The organism is Nocardia sp. NPDC059240 (assembly GCF_042753865.1).
Lineage (GTDB): Bacteria > Actinomycetota > Actinomycetes > Mycobacteriales > Mycobacteriaceae > Nocardia.
On sequence record NZ_JBHZAC010000004.1, the window covers coordinates 130,281 to 146,725 of the forward strand.

A 16,445-nucleotide genomic window follows, 5' to 3' on the forward strand; every position below is an offset into this window, starting at 1 on the left:
TGCTGCTGATGTTCTCGAATTGGAACTGTTGTCGTACTTCTACTGTTGCTGCTGATTGGTGCGCGCGGCAGAGGGTTCGCGCGCCTGATCGCGTTCGGGTGCCAGATGTAGTTCGCTGACCAACTGCGAACCCGCCAATTCCCGTTGCGCCACAGAAGTTCTGGGTGCCAGCACCCAGGTGTCCTTGCTGCCGCCGCCCTGACTGGAATTCACCACCAGTGAGTTCTCCGGCAGCGCGACCCTCGTCAATCCGCCCGGCAGCACCCAGATGTCGTCGCCGTCATTGACCGCGAAGGGCCGCAGGTCGACATGCCGGGGCGCGAGCAGGCCCTCGATCTTGCTGGGCACCGTGGACAACTGCACCACCGGTTGCGCGATCCAGCCGCGCGGATTGGCCCGCACCTTGCGCCGGGTCGCCTCCAGTTCCCGGGCGCTGGCCGCCGGGCCGATCACGATGCCGTACCCGCCGGAACCCTCCACCGGCTTGATCACCAGTTCGGCGATCCGGTCGAGCACCTCGTCGCGCTCGACCGTTTCCCAGCACCGGTAGGAGTCCACATTGGGCAGGATCGGCTTCTCGTTCAGGTAGTACTCGATGAACGCGGGCACATAGGTATAGATGAGCTTGTCGTCGCCGACCCCGTTGCCGACCGCGTTGGCCAGCACCACCGTGCCCGCGCGGGCCGCGTTCAGCAGTCCGGCCACGCCCAGCATGGAATCCGGGCGGAACTGCATGGGATCGAGGAAGGTGTCGTCGATGCGCCGGTAGATGACGTCCACCTGGCGCTCGCCGGCGGTGGTGCGCATATAGACGACATTGTCGCGGCAGAACAGGTCGCGGCCCTCGACCAGCTCCACACCCATCTGCCGGGCCAGCAGCGAATGCTCGAAGTAGGCGGAGTTGTAGACGCCGGGGGTGAGCACGACGACGGTCGGATCGGCCTCGTTGGGGGCGGCGGCCGCGCGCAGGGCGCGCAGCAGATGGGTCGGATAGTCGCCGACCGCCCGCACCCGATGCGAGGCGAACAGGTCCGGGAACACCCGTGCCATGGTGCGGCGGTTCTCCATGACGTAGGACACACCGGACGGCGAGCGCAGATTGTCTTCCAGCACACGGAAATCCCCGTGCTCGTCACGCACCAGGTCGATTCCGGCCACGTGGATGCGCACGCCGTTGGGCGGGACCAGGCCGGTGGCCTCGCGATGGAAGTGGTCGCAGGAGGTGACGAGCCGTTTCGGGATCACCCGGTCGCGCAGGATGGTCTGCTCGCCGTAGACATCGGCCAGGAACGCCTCCAGGGCGCGCACCCGCTGCTTGATGCCGCGTTCGAGTTTGGTCCATTCGGTGGCGGCGATCACCCGTGGCACCAGGTCGAGCGGAAAGGGGCGTTCCTGCCCCGAGAGCGAGAAGGTGATGCCCTGATCGACGAATGCGCGGTCGAGGGCCTCGGCGCGGGCGGCCAGATCTTCGGCGTCGATCGTGGCCAGCGCGTTGAATATGCCCCGGTAGGGGGCACGCGGGCGACCGGCGGAATCGAACATTTCGTCATAGGCGCGGTCATAGCGGCCGGGACGATACCCAGCGAAAACGCCTGATTTCTCCCGTTTCTCACGCTCGACACCGGCAGGAGTGGGGGCGATCGTGGCGGGCACGGCAGATCTGTTGGTCTTCGAAAGACCCGGTGCGGACGCGGCGGGGGTCATGCAAGAATCGTCCATCACGCAGGGGCAACACGCAGTTGGACGAGGATAAATTTCTGGTTTCAGCCACGTAGCGGACAGGGCCGATTTCATACCTGGCCGCGTCGCCTGGTAATCTCGACGATCGGTGCTGCGACTACCCCTCTCGTAGTGCGCGCACGAAGACTTTGCATCCCGCATACCAACCAAACGAAGGAACACGAGGAAAAACGCGTGGCCAACATCAAGTCCCAGATGAAGCGGATCCGCACCAACGAGCTTGCGCGTCAGCGTAACCAGTCGGTGAAGTCCGCGCTGCGCACCTCGATCCGCAAGTTCCGCGAGGCCGCTGCGGCGGGCGAGAAGGACAAGGCGCTCGAGCTGATGCAGACCGCGAGCAAGAGCCTGGACAAGGCCGCCTCCAAGGGCGTCATCCACTCCAACCAGGCCGCCAACAAGAAGTCGGCCCTGTCGCTGGCTTTCAACAAGCTCGGCTGATTTTCCCGGTACCCAAACCGGAAACATGCTTCTACACAGCCGCCGTGGCCACGATGACCACGGCGGCTTTTGTCGTGCCCAGGAAACTGCTGACTTGCCGAAGCGGGCGGTTGGCAGCAGGATGGCTGCGAAAACGTCGGGGGCTACCGAAGAACCGCACTGGGAGAGATCTCTTGGCAACGCTGCGTCGTGACAACCGTTCGTCCGTGACCCGGGGCACGCTGGCCATCAGCGTGGCCGCGGTCGCGCTCACCGCCGGAATGGGGGTGGCAGCGGCACGTCCCATCGGCCCGTTCGATGTGGGCGGGGCGATCGAGGTGGAGTACGACGCGGCCGGTGGGCCGGACTTCTTCGGCGATCCGGCCGGGCCCGAGGTCGACGCGGCCGGTGGGGGCCGCAAGCAGGACTTCGTCAACAATGTCTCGGTCTACTGGACCGCGGCGACCAACGCGCACGCCATCGGCGGGTCGATCCGCGACAAGTGGCGCGGCACCGGCTCGGAGTCGGGCACGCTGAAGTACCCGGTCACCGATGAGGGGGCCACCGGCAAACCCGGTCGCTTCCAGCACTTCCAGGGCGGATCGATCTACTGGTCGGTGGGCGCGGGCACGCATGTGCTCAGCGGCGTCGTGCGCGACAAGTACTCCGCGGTGGGCTGGGAGATGAGCCCGCTGGGCTTCCCCATCGCCGATGAGAACAAGACCGGCAGCACCACCACTCACGAGCAGCTGTTCGAGGGCGGGGCCATCTACTCCACGCAGAAGACCGGCACGCACGTGGTGTGGGGCTGGATTCGCGACGAGTGGGTGCGCAACGGCGCGGAGAACGGGCGCTACGGCTACCCGAGCGGCGACGAGTACGACTACCAGGGCGGTAAGGCCCAGGACTTCCAGGGCGGCAAGATCGTCTGGAAGCCGTCCGACTCCTAGTCCTCGGCGGTCACGTAGTCCTCGGCGGTCACGCCGGTTTCAGCGGTTACGAGGCACTCTCGCGCAGGTCCAGAATGCGTGAGAGTGCGTGCTCGAGAGCGTAATTGGCGTCGGCGGCCTGACCCTTGACCTCACCGTTGAGCGTGGCCACCACCTGCAGGGCCGCCCCGATGGTGGCGCCGGTCCAGCCGCGCACCTGGCCTTGGGCCTTCTTCACCTTCCACGGCGGCATGCCGAGATCACCGGCCATCTTGAACGGGTCGCCGCGTCCGGCCGAGCCGACGCGGGCGATGGTGTGCACCGAATCCGCGAGGGCGTCGGCGAGCAGCACCGCCGGGACGCCGCGATCGATGGCCCAGCGCAGCGCCTCCATGGCGGCCGGGCGATCCCCCGATACGGCCAGGTCGGCGACCTCGAAGCCGGTCACCTCGGCCTTGCCCGAGTAGTACTGCCGCACTGCCGCGAGATCGACCTTGCCGCCGGTGTCGGCCGCCAATTGTGAACTGGCGGCGGCCAATTCCCGCAGGTCCGAGCCGATGGCCTCCAGCAGCGCCTGCACCACGTCGGCGGACACCTTCACGTTCGCGGCGCGGAACTCGTTGCGCACGAACTCGACCCGCTCGCCCGCCTTGGTCAGTTTCGCGGCGTTGTGCACGACCGCGCCCATCTTCTGCAAGGCCGGGGCGAGCGCCTTGGCCCGGCCGCCCCCGGTGTGCAGGATGACCAGCACCACGCCCTCCGGCGGGGAGGACGCGGCATCCTGAATCACCGCGACGGCATCCTTGCCGGCCTCGGCGGCCGACTCCAGCACGATCACCCGATCCTCCGCGAACAGCGAAGGACTCAGCAGCTCGGCCAGTTCCGCCGTGGTGGCGTCACCGGCGCGCCGCCGATCCACCGGCAGCGCCGACGGATCCGGCGTATTGGACCGGGCTTGCGCGGTAATCTCCGCCACCGCCCGCTCGATCAGCAATTCCTCTTCACCGAGCACGAGATGCAGGGGCGCGGGTCGCTGGTTCACGCCCCGATCCTACGAGTCCGCCCCGACAGCCCCACCGCGCGGGCGTAGCGCGACGAGGACGAGGGTGCAGGCGACGGCCGCCACCAGACCCGAACGCGGGCCGGTAGGCACCACGACCGACGCCCCGAGCGCGGCAGCGCGGTCCGAGACCGTGAGCAGCCACCACATCGGCGGGGCCGCGCAATACATGAGCGGCGTCGCGAGCGGCGACCACAGGCAGGCCAGCAGGGCACCGATCGCGCCGATGATCGTGATCGGCGCGATCACCGGCTCCACGAGCATGTTCACCAGGATCGCCACGAGGCTGAGGTGGCCGCTCATGGAAATCACCAGCGGCGTGGTCACCACGAAGGCAGCAGCGGCCACGGCGAAGGAATCGGCGGGGATGCGCCACCATCCGTGTGCGCGAAGCCAATCCGACCAGCCCGGGGCGATCACGATCAACCCGGCCGTGGCCAGCACCGAGAGGGCGAACCCGGCATCCAACGCGAGACCGGGTGACCAGGCCAGCAATCCGATGATCGCGGTGCACAGCGCCGGTAGCGCCTGCTTGCGTCGTCCCGTACACAACGCCAGCAGGGCAACCGCACCCATCACGGCGGCCCGCAGCACGCTGGGCGAAGGGCGGGCCAGGATCACGAACATCACCAGCGCGACCGCCGCCGCCAGCGCGCCGATGCGCGGATCCACCGTGAGCGTGCGCATCGAAACCAGCACCGCACCCAACAAAATAGTGACGTTCGCACCGCTGACGGCAGTTAAATGCGTGAGGTCCGTCTCCCGGAAGTTCTCCTGTACATGCTCGGTGAGGGTGGAGATGTCACCGATCACCAAGCCCGGCAGCAGACCTGCCGCATCGGCCGACAGTGCCCGGTGCGCAGCGGTGGTGAAATCTCCGCGCACCCGCCCCGCCGTCCGCTGCCACCAGGGCGGATCACTCGCCGACAGCGGCGGCGCATCAGCACGCAATACTGCTACCGTCAGATCGGTCCGCCACGGTCGAGCCACGCGCGCACGGAATTCCACCCGCTGCCCCGGCAACAGTCCCTTCCACCCCGCCGCCGGTGCCAGCACCACGACGCTCCCGCCCGAGCGAACGATCCGCCCGCCCAACCGATATTCGATCAGGCTCGCCCGCATCATCACCTTGGGCCCACCGAACGGCTTCCCCGCCACCCGCTTCGGATCATCCGTAGGCTCCACCACCGCCACCAACCGCTGCCCCACCCGCACCGCCCGCAACGGATGCGCCTCCACCCGATGCGCATGCCACGCCCCCGCCACCCCGAACCCGCCCCCGATCAGCAACGCCCCCAACACAACCCAAGCCACCCCACCGCGCCGCCCCCTCCGCGCCCCCCGAACCACCCACGCCCCCACCAACAAAGCCGCCACCAAGCACCCCGCCGCAACCGCCACCCCCACCCGCCACCCCACCAGCACTGCCGCAATAGTGGCCCCCCAGCAGCACACCGTCGCCGGCACCAACCGCGCATCCAACACCTCCGCCACCTCGACCGACCCCCGCTCCCGGTCGACCTCCGCTGCCGGAGCCGAAGCGCCGGAGCCCGATTCGGCCGCGGCGCTCATACCGTCACCCGGTCGCGGAGGCGGTTGAGGCGGGAGTGGCCTATGCCTGCTATTTCGGCGAGTTGGTCTATGGAGGTGAAGCGGCCGTGGCGGGTGCGCCAGGTGAGGATGGCTTTGGCGGTGACGGGGCCTACGCCGGGGAGGGTGTCGAGTTCGGATTCGGTGGCGGTGTTGAGGTTGACCTTGGCGGGGGCGCCGGGCGGGCGGGGGGAAGCGGAGGACGGGGGCGAATTCGCGGCCGGGTGGGCGGAATTCACGATGGTGGTGCCGACTGCCGGGGTGGTGGGGCGGACCGCGGAACGGGCGACGATGATCTGGTCGCCGTCGGTGAGGAGCTGGGCGAGGTTGAGGGTGGACAGGTCGGCTTCGGGGCGGGGGGCGGCGACACGCAGCGCGTCGGCGACGCGGGCTCCGGGCGGGAAGCGGCGCAGGCCACCGTGTTCGACGAGTCCGACGACGCTGACCACCAGTTCGCCGGGCACGGTCGAGGCGCTCGGTGCTCCGGCGGCGTTGGGCGCGAGCGGGTTTCGCCCCGGCTGGGCCACCGCGGGATTCGAGGTAGGCGGCTGTGCAGCCCCAGCGGCGGGCACCGGGGTCGAGCCGGCAGCGGGCAATGGGACAGCTCCGGCAGCAGGCAATGGGAACGCTCCGGCAGCAGGCGCCGGTGTGGCGGGCGCACCGGCGGTGTCGGGGGCTGGGGCATCCTGGTCGACGGGGACGACTTCGCCGACGGTGGCGAGGGGTGGGACCGGTTGGGTGACGGGCTCTTCGCGCAGCGCGACGTACCCGGCGATCAGGATGGCGAGCAGGCCGAGGGCCGCGATGACGAGTACGCCGCGCGGGCCCGGATCCCAGCGGGTGCCGCGGAAGCGTTCGGGGACAAGGCGTTCGTGCCAGAGCGAGACGCTGCCGCACGGCTCGGACAACCAGCCGGGGGCGGCGAGCGGCGCAAGCTCACCAGGCGTTGCGGGTGGCGAGGTCGACGGTGGTGTGGAGGCCGGCCCGGGCGGCGGGGAACCGACTGTGGCTTCGAGGGATTCCTCGTCCCAGCGGGCGGGGTGCGCTTCGGATTTGGCGCGGGCGGCGAGCCGTTGCAGTGGGGTGCGTTCGTCGAGTTGTGGCATGGGTTCGACGGTAGGAGCGGGGTGGGCCGGAGCCGTTCGCGCGAGCTGGGGTTTTCGCCGCGCTGTGGATAGCGATTCAACTTGTGAACAAATATGTTTCCGCTGGTTGAGCGCATGGAAAACGGCTGGACGCGGTCCGGACCGCCGGGTCTATAGTGCGAATCAGGCACGGAGAGACGGGGGCTGGGATGTCACGGGTGCGCTGGATACTCATACTGTGGGCGCTGCCACCGGTGATGGTCGGGCTGTATTGGCTGTTCTGGGACCTCGTCGCCCCGGGCTTCGGCATCCAGAACGGCGTCCGCGCCTGGTATTTCGATGTCTTTCAGCACGGCGGCGGTCTGTGGTGGCTGCTGTCCTACGACTTCGTCATCGCCTTGATTTTCGTATCCCGCTGGCGGAAGCTGGATTTCCGCGGGGTGTGGCTGACGATCCTGGCGCTACTACTGGTCGCGTCGCTGGCGATGATCGGCCGGTTCGCCATCAATCTGGACAAGAACGTCGGCCGCTTCTACGCGGGCGCGACCACGCTGTATGTCCATGACCCGAAACAGGTTCCGGCCTCACTGCACCTGATCGCGGACGGCGGCCACCACGACACCGACGGCTGCGCCATCAAGGGCAACCACGACGTGACCGGCTGCATCAAGCAGGGCGATCTGGCCACCACCGGATGGGAGCCGCGCGTCGGCTCGCTGGACGGCGCACAGATTGCCCTCACCCGCGCGTCCGGAGCCCAGCAGGGGGTGAGCCTGGACGCCGACACCATCACCTATCTCAACGGCAAGGGCGACGCGCCCGGCTCCTGGAGCGGCGTCCTCGACGGCAGCGGCATCAACGTCCCGCTGGGCGGGGTGGCGGAATGGTCCGGCCAGGGCACCGCCACGCAGTGCACCTTCACCGGCGACTACGGCATCGACCGCGCCTTCGGCGGCTCCCGCAAGAACAGCCTGAACAACCTGCTGCGGGAACGCTTTCCGCTGATCGGTTTCGATCCCAGCGATGTCTGGGGCTATTGCGACGGCAAGGAACCGATCGTGGTCATCCCGGTCACCACGCCGATGCCCTGGACGCACGGCACCGTGACCGCCCCGGCGGGCGTGATCCTGGTGCGCGGCGATCATGGGCATACCCGCCTCGACTACCGACGCGAGGTGGAGGCGGGCGCCCTGCCCGGCCCGGTGTACCCGAAGTCGCTGAGCAGATTCCAGCGCGACGAGACCAAGTGGGTGGCGGGCCGGGAGAACATGAACCGCAATCATTTCGGCTTCGACACCACCTCGGCCGCAGAGCAGAGCGGCCACACTTCCGGGTATCTGCTGCGCAACAAGGCCACCGGCCGCCTGGAATGGGTGACCCCGATGACCTTGCGCGGCAGCACATCCCAGCTGATCGTCGCCTATTCGGTGATCCCGGCCGACGCCGTGCACCGGGGCAATCTCAACCCGCAGGCCGTGTACGCGTTCGACGACAACGACCCGCGCCGCATCAATATCGACAACCTGGATGCCGATGCCCGGTCCTGGCTGGCGAGCAATGCGGGCACCGTCATGTCCAATGGCGGCAAGCTGGTCGACTTCACGCCCGTCGACGGCGATACCTGGCGCGGCTTCGTGGAATTCAACGGGCGGGTGGCCTACCGGCTGGATATCAGCGCCAGCCGCACGGTGCCCACCCAGTTGGTGAAGCTGGACGATCTCGCCCCCGGCGCGAACGCACCGGCCGGACCGGCCAATGCCGACTGCGGCAAGGACATCGCGGGCCTGACGGCAGCCCAATTGGCCCAGTGCGCCAAGGTTTTCGTGGACGAACTGGCCAATCGGCAGGCCCAGCAGGGTCCGCGCTAGTCGTAGCGGGTGCTACCCGCAGCCGCCGGGCACCACCAGCGCGCCGACGGCTCCCATGCCGAGGTGCACGCCCAGGGTGGGTCCGAACTCGGCGATGATGACCTCGCGAATGCCGGGGATCAGATCGCGTAGTTGACCGGCGATGGTCTGCGCCGCGTCCGCTGCCCCGAGGTGCTGGACGGCGACCGCCGCCCCGTCCTCACCGGCCGCGTCCACCGCTGCCGCAACGAGTTTGGTGAAGGCCTTGGAGCGGGTCCGGGCCTTCTCACGCAGTTCCAGCCGCCCGTCGACGATCTGCAGGATCGGCTTGGTGACCAGTTCGGTGCCGAAAAAGGCGGCGGCCGTGCTCAATCGGCCGCCGCGACGGAGTTGCTCGGTGCGGTTGACCACGATGAAGGCGCGGCCCCGACTGGCCGCGGCGACGGCGGAGTCGTACACGACGTCGAGCGGTTCCCCGGAGCGGGCGCGCCGGGCGGCGGCCAGCACCGGCAGTCCGGTGCCCAGGCCCGCGCTCAGCGAATCCACCAGCCGGATGCGGTCGGCGGCGTCCATATCGCGCACGGCTTGGCGACCGGCTTCCCAGGTGCCGGAGAGCTGGCGGGAAATGTGCACGGCGACAACGCCGTCGCCGTCACTGAGTTCGAGCGCGCGTTCGTAGGCCGCGCGCAGGTCGCCCGGGGAGGCGGCCGAGGTGGTGACCTGGGAGTTGCCGTAGTCGATATCGCATTCGTCGATACCTTCGCGGATCTCCCGGTCGTCGACCAGCACGTGCAGGGGCACGGCCAGCACACCAAGATCAGTTACCAGCTCGGCCGACACGCTGGCCGACGAATCGGTCACCACCACCACGGTCATGCAGTGTGAACCTCATCGGGCGATGCGGTAGGAACTTCGGAAGTCACCTCGGTCAGCACCTTCACCATGGCCCGCGCGACCGCGGTGTGGCCCTCCCAGCCCCAGTGGATGCCGTCCGGGTTGGCGGGGCCGTTGAACACGTTGTCGCGCACGGCCTCTCCGAGATCCACCAGTGGCACCCGATGCTCGGCGGCCCAGGCCGTCACGGCCCGCACCATGGGCTCGCGACCGGTGTGCACCTCGGCATACGCCTCGCACTTGTGCACCGACGGCAGCACCGCCACGATCGGCAGCTCCGGACGCAACTGCACCAGCGAATTCCGCGACTGCTCGAGGTAGTCGACGCTGACCGCGGGCGGGAGCGCCACCGGCCAGCCCAGCGGCGACAGGCGCGGCTGCAACCAGCCGTAGGCGTCACGCACCCGGCGGCGCACGGCGGCCGGGCGGACGTAACGGATCAGCTCGCGCAACGCGGTCGGCAGCGGCGACGGCAGCGAATCCATGCCGCCGGTCGCGAACACCACCGCGCCCGCGCGCGGCACCGCCGCCCAGATGCGCGGGTCACCGATCAGCGCCCAGTAGGCGTCACGGCAGGTCCAGCCGATCCGCGCGACCAGTTCGACGTCCCAGTCCAGTTCCGCGGCAACCAGATTGGGCCAGATGCGCGGATGGTCGGCGGGCAGCCCGCCCTTGGGTCCGAAGTAGGACAGCGAATCGGCGACCACGACGAGCACCTTGCGCGGCGGGTTCTCCTGCGCCGCTTCGGTGTTCGGATCCACCGCTTCGTTGTTCGGAACCTCAGAGGACATCGGGGGCTACCTTCGCCAGCGCGTTCCACACATCGAGTCGCCAGCCGGGCTTCTCGGCGCTGGGACCATGACTGGTCAGCTGCACCCAGCTGGTGTTGGCCAGCCCACCGAGGACCGGCCAGTTCGCCTCGGGGAGTTCGAGCAGCGCCGCGGTCAGCGCCGCGATCAGCCCGCCGTGCGCGACCAGCACGATGGTACGGCCGGGCCAGTCCTCGCGCGCGGCGTACAGTTCGCGCACCACCGGCAGCGCCCGCGCGCCGACCTCGAGCTTGGATTCGCCGCCGGGCGGGGCGAAGGTGGGGTCCAACCGCCAGCCCTTGCGCGCGCCGGGGAATTGCGCGTCCACCTCGCGGTGGTCCATGCCTTCCCACTGGCCGAGGTTGGTCTCGCGCAGCCGCGGGTCGAGGGCGACCGGCATGGCGGCGCATTCGGCGACGGCGAGCGCGGTGTCGTGCGCGCGCTTGAGGTCCGAGGAGACGATGGCGATCAGGTCGCTGCACGCCATATCGGGCGCGCAGTCCTTGGCCTGGCGTCTGCCGACGTCACTGAGTTCGGTGTCGATCTGGCCCTGCATGCGGTCGGTGGCATTCCATTCGGTCTGCCCGTGCCGCAACAGAATCAACCGGCGGACGCCGGCCATCTTGCTCACTCGTCGTCCCCAGCCTTGTCTTCACCGTCGGTCTCGCCTTCGGCCGTCTTGGCCCGCGGATCGCCCAGTCCGTCGATCTGCACCTGCGGGCAGTCCTTCCACAGCCGCTCGAGGCCGTAGAAGTCGCGCTCGTCCTCGTGCTGGACGTGCACCACGATCTCGACGTAGTCGAGCAGCGCCCAGCGGCCCTCGCGGGTGCCCTCACGACGGACCGGCTTGTGGCCCGCCTCGCGCAGCTTGTCCTCGATGTTGTCGACGATCGCGTTGACCTGGCGCTCGTTGGGCGCGGACGCGATGACGAAGCAGTCGGTGATGACCAGCTGCTCGGAGACATCCAGCACGACCACGTCGACGGCGAGCTTCTCGTCCGCCGCCAGTGCCGCCACCGTCGACATCTTCAGTGCTTCTGCCGATGCTGTCACCCTGCTACCTCTTCTTCCCTGCGCACTTTCACCATGCACTGTCGTTCGGCACATACAGGTGCCGTTTCGATATGTATTGGACGACCCCGTCCGGGACGAGGTACCAGACCGGCCGGCCCTCCCCCGCCCGTCGCCGGCATTCGCTCGACGAGATGGCCAGGGCCGGGATTTCGACCATCGTGACCGTGCCCTCCGGATAACCGCGGAGGAAGTCGGCGAGGTGGTCGATATTCAATTCGTATCCCGGACGGGTTACGCCGACGAATTTCGCCAGCTCGAACAGTTCGGACCAATCCTGCCACGTCAGGATGCTGGCCAGCGCGTCCGCACCGGTGATGAAGTACAGATCCGCGTCCGGATGCAGTTCGGCCAGGTCACGCAGGGTGTCGACGGTGTAGGTCTCCTTGCCGCGGTCCACGTCGACCCGGCTGACCGAGAAGCGCGGGTTGGAGGCGGTGGCGATGACCGTCATGAGATACCGGTCCTCGGCGGCGCTGACCGCCCGGTCACCCTTCTGCCAGGGCTGACCCGTCGGGACGAAGATCACTTCGTCCAGATCGAACCGGTTGGCGACCTCGCTGGCCGCGACCAGGTGCCCGTGGTGGATGGGGTCGAAGGTGCCGCCCATCACGCCCAGCTTGCGGCGGCCGTTCGTATGCACGAAAAGCGAGCTTACCGGGGGCAATTGCGGGTGCCGCGCACCGGCGGGCCGAGCGGCGGAGGCCGCGTTCCGATCAGGCTGACCGCAACTCGGGACTTTCCCCGGAACTCGAGTTGCCATGGGTGTGCTGCCGACGCATTGCCGCACCTCAGCATTCCAATCAACCAAGGGAACCCGTCATGGGACGAAATTCTTATCGGTTTGCCGCAACCGCCGCCGCGATCGGCGTTTCCGTGCTCGGACCGGCGACCTTCGGTGGGCTCGCCACGCCGCATGCGACGGCCGAACCGGCCGCTCTGAACGGGCTTTTCGGCCTCGCCCCGGGCGTGTGCGCGAACGGGGTGGTGACCGGGAGCTTCTTCCGGATGATCCTGCCCACCGGTGATGCGGGCGGGCCGTTCCTGCAGAACAGCGATTCAGGCTGCAGCGATCAGACGGTGACGCCGCTCTCGGCCGGGACCGACGGCGGGCTGGTGAGCGGGAGCTATCAGCCGCAACCCGCGGCGGCGTTCGACGGGGCGGGCAACGCCCAATCGGGCCGGGTCACCACGCCGGTGCGGTTCTACGGCGTCGATTTCGCCACCGCCACCAATCCGACCGATCCGCAGACCGGCTCGGGAACGGGTCTGCCGCAGTTGTTCAGCGATGGCGGACGGTTGTCGGGCGATCTGAGCAGCCTGGGTGTCACCTGGAACAACCAGGTGTTCAACCAAGGTTCGCCGAAGCCGGGCGGCGGACTGCCCGGCAAGACCAGTCAGATCAGCGGAAGTATCGATGCCTCGGGCAATTTCGTCATCGAGTGGACGAGTCAGATCGTGGGCGGGCCGTTCAACAATTTCACCGGGCTGTGGCATCTGGCCGGGCAGTATCGCGGCAGCCTGCCGCAGGCCGCGCCTGCGGCCGCTCCGCTCGCAGCGCCGCCGGGCGCTGAAACACCGGCGGCACCTGGCTCCCCCGCGCAGCCGGGTACCGCTGCTCAGCCAGACGCGGTAGCAGCCGCAGCTCCGGCTGCCGCGCCGCAGGTGCAGGCCGCACCCGTGCTGGCGACCAAGACCGTGGAAATCCCACGCGGGCAGCGGTATCCGTGGCTGGTACCGGTGCTGATCATCGTCGCGGTGGCCGGGACCGCGGTATTCTTCGGTGCCGACCGTTTAGTCCGGATTCGGCGATGACCACCGTGCCGGCCTTCTCGGAACTGCCCGCGTATTCCGAATTCGTCTCGCAGATCGAACGCGCACCCGATCGGGTGGTGGCGCGGTGGCCGTTCGCGGTGCTCGCGGCGCTCGGCGTCCTGCTGGTGGCCGCGCCCATCGTGACCGGAATGTTCCCTCGTTCCGTGCAGAGCGAGGCCATGATCGACAACTTCGCACCGTATGTGACCGGTCAGAGCATCGACGGCTACCGTTCGGATCTGCGGGTCCTCGATGCTGCCCACGCGAATATCGTTGCGGTGCAGAGCACTTCACCGCCACCCGGCGAGTATCCCCGAGTGGACCAGTTCGTTCGCGACTACCCGGGCATCCGGTCCGACATCTCCGGCATGCTCGACGCGATCGACAACAATCGGGGTAACTACCAGAAGCTCTCCAGCACAGCCCCTTTCGGAACCCTCCCCTGGCTGCTCGCGCTACCCGGCCTGGTGTTGATCGGAGCGGGCGTGTTCGGTTTCCGCGCTGCCGGAAGGGGCTCCCGGGCCACGGCTTGGCGTGCGGTCGGGGCGCTGGCGGGCCTCGCGCTGGTGGTGACCCCGTTCGCGGCCGGATTGTTCGCGGCGGGTCCGGCGGCGCAACCGGTCCTCGACGGGTTCGCGCCGATCCTCACCACCGAGCACGTGCGCCGGGTTCAGGGCTATTTCGTCACCCTGGTCGCGGCGGACGGTGAGCTCAACAGCCGCTACGCCGGTGCGGCCCGCGCGGCCCGGCCCGACGCCGACCTGTCCGGCATCACCGCGCTGGAGAATCGCTGGCAGCCTATGACTTCCCGGTTCGCTGCGCTGGTCGGCACCATGAACGACAATGTCGGCAATTTCCACGCCGTGGAGGCGTTGAACGATGTCACCCGCCCACTCGGATTCACCGCCTTCCGCGGATTGGCCTGGGGCTTCCTGATTCCCGGCGCACTCGTCACCGGCTTGGCCCTGATCGGCCTACGCCCATCCCGAACCGGCTCCGGCCGAAGCGATTCCACCGGAGGCACGGCATGAGAAAGTCACTTCCCCGCGCCCGCGCGACAGCGGTCGTGCTGGCCGCCGCCACACTGCTCGCAGCCGGCTGCAGCAGCTCCGATTCACCGAAGGCTGCCACCGGCCCGGAACAACTCGTCGGCCTACTCAAATTTGCGCCGGGCACGGTGGACGGAAACACCGTGCGCGGCACCTGGTTCCGCATGGTGCAGCCCGGCGGCACACCCGAGAACGGCCCTTACATGCCCAATGGCGATTCCCCCGCCCAGGGCGGCTCCACCACCCTCCTGGAGCCCGGTACCGCAGGCGGACTCAGGGTGGGCGGCTACCAAAGCGAGCCCAAACCCGGTTTCGCGCAGGGCAATTCCCTGTCCGCATCGGTCACCAAGCCGACGAAGTTCTTCGCCGTCGAATTCGGCGTCTCCACCAACCCGGTCGACCCCCAAACCCAGCGCGAAGTACCGCCCCCGACCATCGTGAACAACGACGGCAAGCTCACCGCCGACCTCTCCGCCTGGGCCGCGTCCTGGAACGACCAGGAGTTCAACCAGGGCGCACCCAAACCGCCCGAGAAACAAGGTGCCCAGGTAGCAGGTTCCGAACAGGTCCAAAAGGTCTGGGACTGGGTCGCCCACCAATGGTTCAACCGCCCGAAACCCGATGCCGCCCAAGGCCCCTCCGCTACGGGCACCTACGACCCCAATACCCACGCCGTCACCCTGCAATGGACCAGCCTCATAGTCGGCGGCCCCTTCAACGGCTTCACCGGCGTCTGGCACCTCGAAGGCACCTTCGAACCCGACGCCACCACACCACAGCCGAAATAGCTTCGCGCCCGGCAATACTCGATCAGGAGTCGCTCTCATGTCCACTGCCGATCCGACCCGGCGACCTGCCGTGGTCAACGCTATTCGCGCGATCGCCGCGCTCACCGTGGTGGGTAGTGCCGCCGCTGCCACCACGTTGACGGTGCGCGCCGACGAGCGGGTGCCGACCATTGTGGTGACGGGCGAGCAGGCTTCCGCCGCAGCGCAATCCACGTCCGGGGGCAGTGCCGTCGCTTCCGGTGGGGCCGCCCCTTCGCCGGGCAGCGTGACGGTGGCACCCGCTCCGATCCCGGCCGGATCGGTGACAGCTCCCGGCCCCGGCGCACCTGCGGCGGCGGTGCCCGCTGCCGTGCCGTTGGGTGGGGCACCGGCAGCCGCGACGCCACTCGGTACCGCTCCGGGTAGCACTGTGGCCTTGGGCCCCAACGCGAATCCGAATGCCCAGCCACCCGCGAGCAGTGTGCCGCTCGGTCCCGGCGCGAGCGCCGATAGCGCCGTGCCGCTCGGGGCTGCTAGTCCGTTCGCGACGCCTGCGGTGAATACGCAGCCTGCCTGCCCGCTGGGCTGGCCCGCGCCGAAACAGCAAGGAGGTCTCGCTTCGCTGATCGGGTTGGCCCCACTGGCGGGGCCGTTCTCGTCGGAGGCGTTCGCACTCGGGTCGGTGTATCAGCCGATCCTGCAGTTGGTGGGGCCGGTGCTGGCGCAGATCGCTCCGGTGATCACGCAGTATCAGCCGCTGATCGATCCGATCATCACGCAGGTGCAGGGGGTGGAAGCGGTTGTGTTGCAGGCGATTCTGCCGTACTACGGACCGTATCGGGGCCAGCTGATCGCGGCCGAGGGGGACTTCGCCAAGGCCATCGCACCGGTGCTGAACAGTGTGTACAACAGTGAGGTCGCGTCGTGCTTCGTTGCCTGGCAGGGGCAGATCATCGATCAGGCGCAGGGCGGGCGGATCACGGTTGCCTCGCTGGCGCATCCGGGCAGGGTCGTCGAGTTGGGACCGGAGAGCTGATCAGCCCTGCGGCCGTTTCGATTTGGGCAGCTTCGCCACGATGGCGTCGTAGGAGATGTCGATGAGTTCGCGGAGTTCGTCATCGGGGACTTTGCCGCCGACCCGCACCCGGTTCCAGCCGAATCGGCCGATGTAGGAGGAGGCTTCGACGTCGTCGGGGTAGACGCGGACGAGTTCGTCGGCTTCGGCGCGGTCGCGGCCGCATTTGAGGCCGACGGACTCGCCGCTGCCGATGAAGGCGAAGATCTTGTCGCCGACCTTGGCGACGACATCGCCCTCCCACGGTTCGTCCTCCCGCGCACCGGGTTTGGACAGGCAGTAGGCGAGCACGTCCAT

Annotated in this window: 17 protein-coding genes; 7 read left to right on the top strand and 10 right to left on the bottom strand. The window is 68.5% G+C overall.

The genetic code is table 11. The features are described from left to right. Positions 1-39: 39 nt before the first annotated feature. Positions 40-1,704 (bottom strand): circularly permuted type 2 ATP-grasp protein, encoded by a 1,665-nt coding sequence (locus tag ACFXHA_RS15170; protein ID WP_379356954.1) that lies wholly within the window; start codon positions 1,702-1,704, stop codon positions 40-42. A gap of 210 nt (positions 1,705-1,914) precedes the next feature. Between ACFXHA_RS15170 and rpsT the strand changes: the two genes are divergently transcribed. Together rpsT and ACFXHA_RS15180 are read left to right on the top strand one after the other, a co-directional pair. Then, positions 1,915-2,178: a 30S ribosomal protein S20 gene (gene rpsT, locus ACFXHA_RS15175; protein WP_379356956.1), complete on the top strand. Its 264-nt coding sequence runs from the start codon at positions 1,915-1,917 to the stop codon at positions 2,176-2,178. Between the two features lie 206 nt (positions 2,179-2,384). Next, complete coding sequence (locus ACFXHA_RS15180) at positions 2,385-3,107, top strand: LGFP repeat-containing protein (protein WP_379356958.1); 723 nt, start codon at positions 2,385-2,387, stop codon at positions 3,105-3,107. 46 nt (positions 3,108-3,153) lie between these two features. Here the strand turns inward: ACFXHA_RS15180 and holA are convergent, their stop codons facing one another. The 3 genes from holA to ACFXHA_RS15195 form a co-directional block, all read right to left on the bottom strand. Further along, positions 3,154-4,128 carry a DNA polymerase III subunit delta gene (gene holA, locus ACFXHA_RS15185; protein ID WP_379356960.1) on the bottom strand — a complete coding sequence of 325 codons (975 nt, stop codon included), beginning with the start codon at positions 4,126-4,128 and terminating at the stop codon, positions 3,154-3,156. A 9-nt stretch (positions 4,129-4,137) separates the two neighbouring features. Beyond that, on the bottom strand, positions 4,138-5,460 hold the full coding sequence (locus ACFXHA_RS15190) for a ComEC/Rec2 family competence protein (protein WP_379356962.1): 1,323 nt from the start codon (positions 5,458-5,460) through the stop codon (positions 4,138-4,140). Between the two features lie 254 nt (positions 5,461-5,714). Then, positions 5,715-6,842 carry a ComEA family DNA-binding protein gene (locus ACFXHA_RS15195; protein ID WP_379356964.1) on the bottom strand — a complete coding sequence of 376 codons (1,128 nt, stop codon included), beginning with the start codon at positions 6,840-6,842 and terminating at the stop codon, positions 5,715-5,717. A gap of 197 nt (positions 6,843-7,039) precedes the next feature. Here ACFXHA_RS15195 and ACFXHA_RS15200 point away from each other — a divergent pair, with 197 nt between their 5' ends. After that, positions 7,040-8,689 carry a hypothetical protein gene (locus tag ACFXHA_RS15200; protein WP_379356966.1) on the top strand — a complete coding sequence of 550 codons (1,650 nt, stop codon included), beginning with the start codon at positions 7,040-7,042 and terminating at the stop codon, positions 8,687-8,689. 12 nt (positions 8,690-8,701) lie between these two features. Here ACFXHA_RS15200 and ACFXHA_RS15205 read toward each other — a convergent pair whose 3' ends face one another. Genes ACFXHA_RS15205 through nadD form a run of 5 tightly spaced genes read right to left on the bottom strand, consistent with a single transcriptional unit; the run spans position 8,702 to position 12,085 of the window. Next, positions 8,702-9,544 carry a DegV family protein gene (locus ACFXHA_RS15205; protein ID WP_379356968.1) on the bottom strand — a complete coding sequence of 281 codons (843 nt, stop codon included), beginning with the start codon at positions 9,542-9,544 and terminating at the stop codon, positions 8,702-8,704. After that, on the bottom strand, positions 9,541-10,353 hold the full coding sequence (gene octT, locus ACFXHA_RS15210) for a diglucosylglycerate octanoyltransferase (RefSeq protein WP_379356970.1): 813 nt from the start codon (positions 10,351-10,353) through the stop codon (positions 9,541-9,543). Before octT ends, ACFXHA_RS15205 begins: the two co-directional genes overlap by 4 nt. Then, positions 10,343-10,993: a histidine phosphatase family protein gene (locus ACFXHA_RS15215; RefSeq protein ID WP_379358266.1), complete on the bottom strand. Its 651-nt coding sequence runs from the start codon at positions 10,991-10,993 to the stop codon at positions 10,343-10,345. The genes octT and ACFXHA_RS15215 overlap by 11 nt, the downstream gene beginning before the upstream one ends. Positions 10,994-10,998: 5 nt before the next feature. Next, positions 10,999-11,424 (bottom strand): ribosome silencing factor, encoded by a 426-nt coding sequence (rsfS, locus tag ACFXHA_RS15220; protein WP_379356972.1) that lies wholly within the window; start codon positions 11,422-11,424, stop codon positions 10,999-11,001. 28 nt (positions 11,425-11,452) lie between these two features. Next, positions 11,453-12,085 carry a nicotinate-nucleotide adenylyltransferase gene (nadD, locus tag ACFXHA_RS15225; protein WP_379356974.1) on the bottom strand — a complete coding sequence of 211 codons (633 nt, stop codon included), beginning with the start codon at positions 12,083-12,085 and terminating at the stop codon, positions 11,453-11,455. Between the two features lie 179 nt (positions 12,086-12,264). On the opposite strand from nadD, the gene ACFXHA_RS15230 reads away from it, so the two are divergent. From ACFXHA_RS15230 to ACFXHA_RS15245, 4 genes are read left to right on the top strand one after another with little or no spacing between them, the layout of a single operon-like run. Continuing rightward, on the top strand, positions 12,265-13,257 hold the full coding sequence (locus ACFXHA_RS15230) for a hypothetical protein (RefSeq protein WP_379356976.1): 993 nt from the start codon (positions 12,265-12,267) through the stop codon (positions 13,255-13,257). Continuing rightward, complete coding sequence (locus ACFXHA_RS15235; protein WP_379356978.1) at positions 13,254-14,288, top strand: hypothetical protein; 1,035 nt, start codon at positions 13,254-13,256, stop codon at positions 14,286-14,288. Before ACFXHA_RS15230 ends, ACFXHA_RS15235 begins: the two co-directional genes overlap by 4 nt. Next, positions 14,285-15,094, top strand: a complete 810-nt coding sequence (locus ACFXHA_RS15240; RefSeq protein WP_379356979.1) for a hypothetical protein — start codon at positions 14,285-14,287, stop codon at positions 15,092-15,094. Before ACFXHA_RS15235 ends, ACFXHA_RS15240 begins: the two co-directional genes overlap by 4 nt. 37 nt (positions 15,095-15,131) lie before the next feature. Beyond that, positions 15,132-16,109 (top strand): hypothetical protein, encoded by a 978-nt coding sequence (locus ACFXHA_RS15245; RefSeq protein ID WP_379356981.1) that lies wholly within the window; start codon positions 15,132-15,134, stop codon positions 16,107-16,109. Here the strand turns inward: ACFXHA_RS15245 and ACFXHA_RS15250 are convergent, their stop codons facing one another. Beyond that, on the bottom strand, positions 16,110-16,445 hold the full coding sequence (locus tag ACFXHA_RS15250; protein WP_379356983.1) for an MmcQ/YjbR family DNA-binding protein: 336 nt from the start codon (positions 16,443-16,445) through the stop codon (positions 16,110-16,112).

Excerpts from the sequence above, each read along its gene's own strand:
- ACFXHA_RS15195 (WP_379356964.1), bottom strand. The coding sequence starts at position 6,842 with ATGCCACAACTCGACGAACGCACCCCACTGCAACGGCTCGCCGCCCGC.
- ACFXHA_RS15215 (WP_379358266.1), bottom strand. The coding sequence starts at position 10,993 with ATGGCCGGCGTCCGCCGGTTGATTCTGTTGCGGCACGGGCAGACCGAA.
- ACFXHA_RS15240 (WP_379356979.1), top strand. The coding sequence starts at position 14,285 with ATGAGAAAGTCACTTCCCCGCGCCCGCGCGACAGCGGTCGTGCTGGCC.
- ACFXHA_RS15250 (WP_379356983.1), bottom strand. The coding sequence starts at position 16,445 with ATGGACGTGCTCGCCTACTGCCTGTCCAAACCCGGTGCGCGGGAGGAC.
- ACFXHA_RS15235 (WP_379356978.1), top strand. The coding sequence starts at position 13,254 with ATGACCACCGTGCCGGCCTTCTCGGAACTGCCCGCGTATTCCGAATTC.
- ACFXHA_RS15170 (WP_379356954.1), bottom strand. The coding sequence starts at position 1,704 with ATGACCCCCGCCGCGTCCGCACCGGGTCTTTCGAAGACCAACAGATCT.
- octT (WP_379356970.1), bottom strand. The coding sequence starts at position 10,353 with ATGTCCTCTGAGGTTCCGAACAACGAAGCGGTGGATCCGAACACCGAA.
- ACFXHA_RS15230 (WP_379356976.1), top strand. The coding sequence starts at position 12,265 with ATGGGACGAAATTCTTATCGGTTTGCCGCAACCGCCGCCGCGATCGGC.
- ACFXHA_RS15245 (WP_379356981.1), top strand. The coding sequence starts at position 15,132 with ATGTCCACTGCCGATCCGACCCGGCGACCTGCCGTGGTCAACGCTATT.
- ACFXHA_RS15205 (WP_379356968.1), bottom strand. The coding sequence starts at position 9,544 with ATGACCGTGGTGGTGGTGACCGATTCGTCGGCCAGCGTGTCGGCCGAG.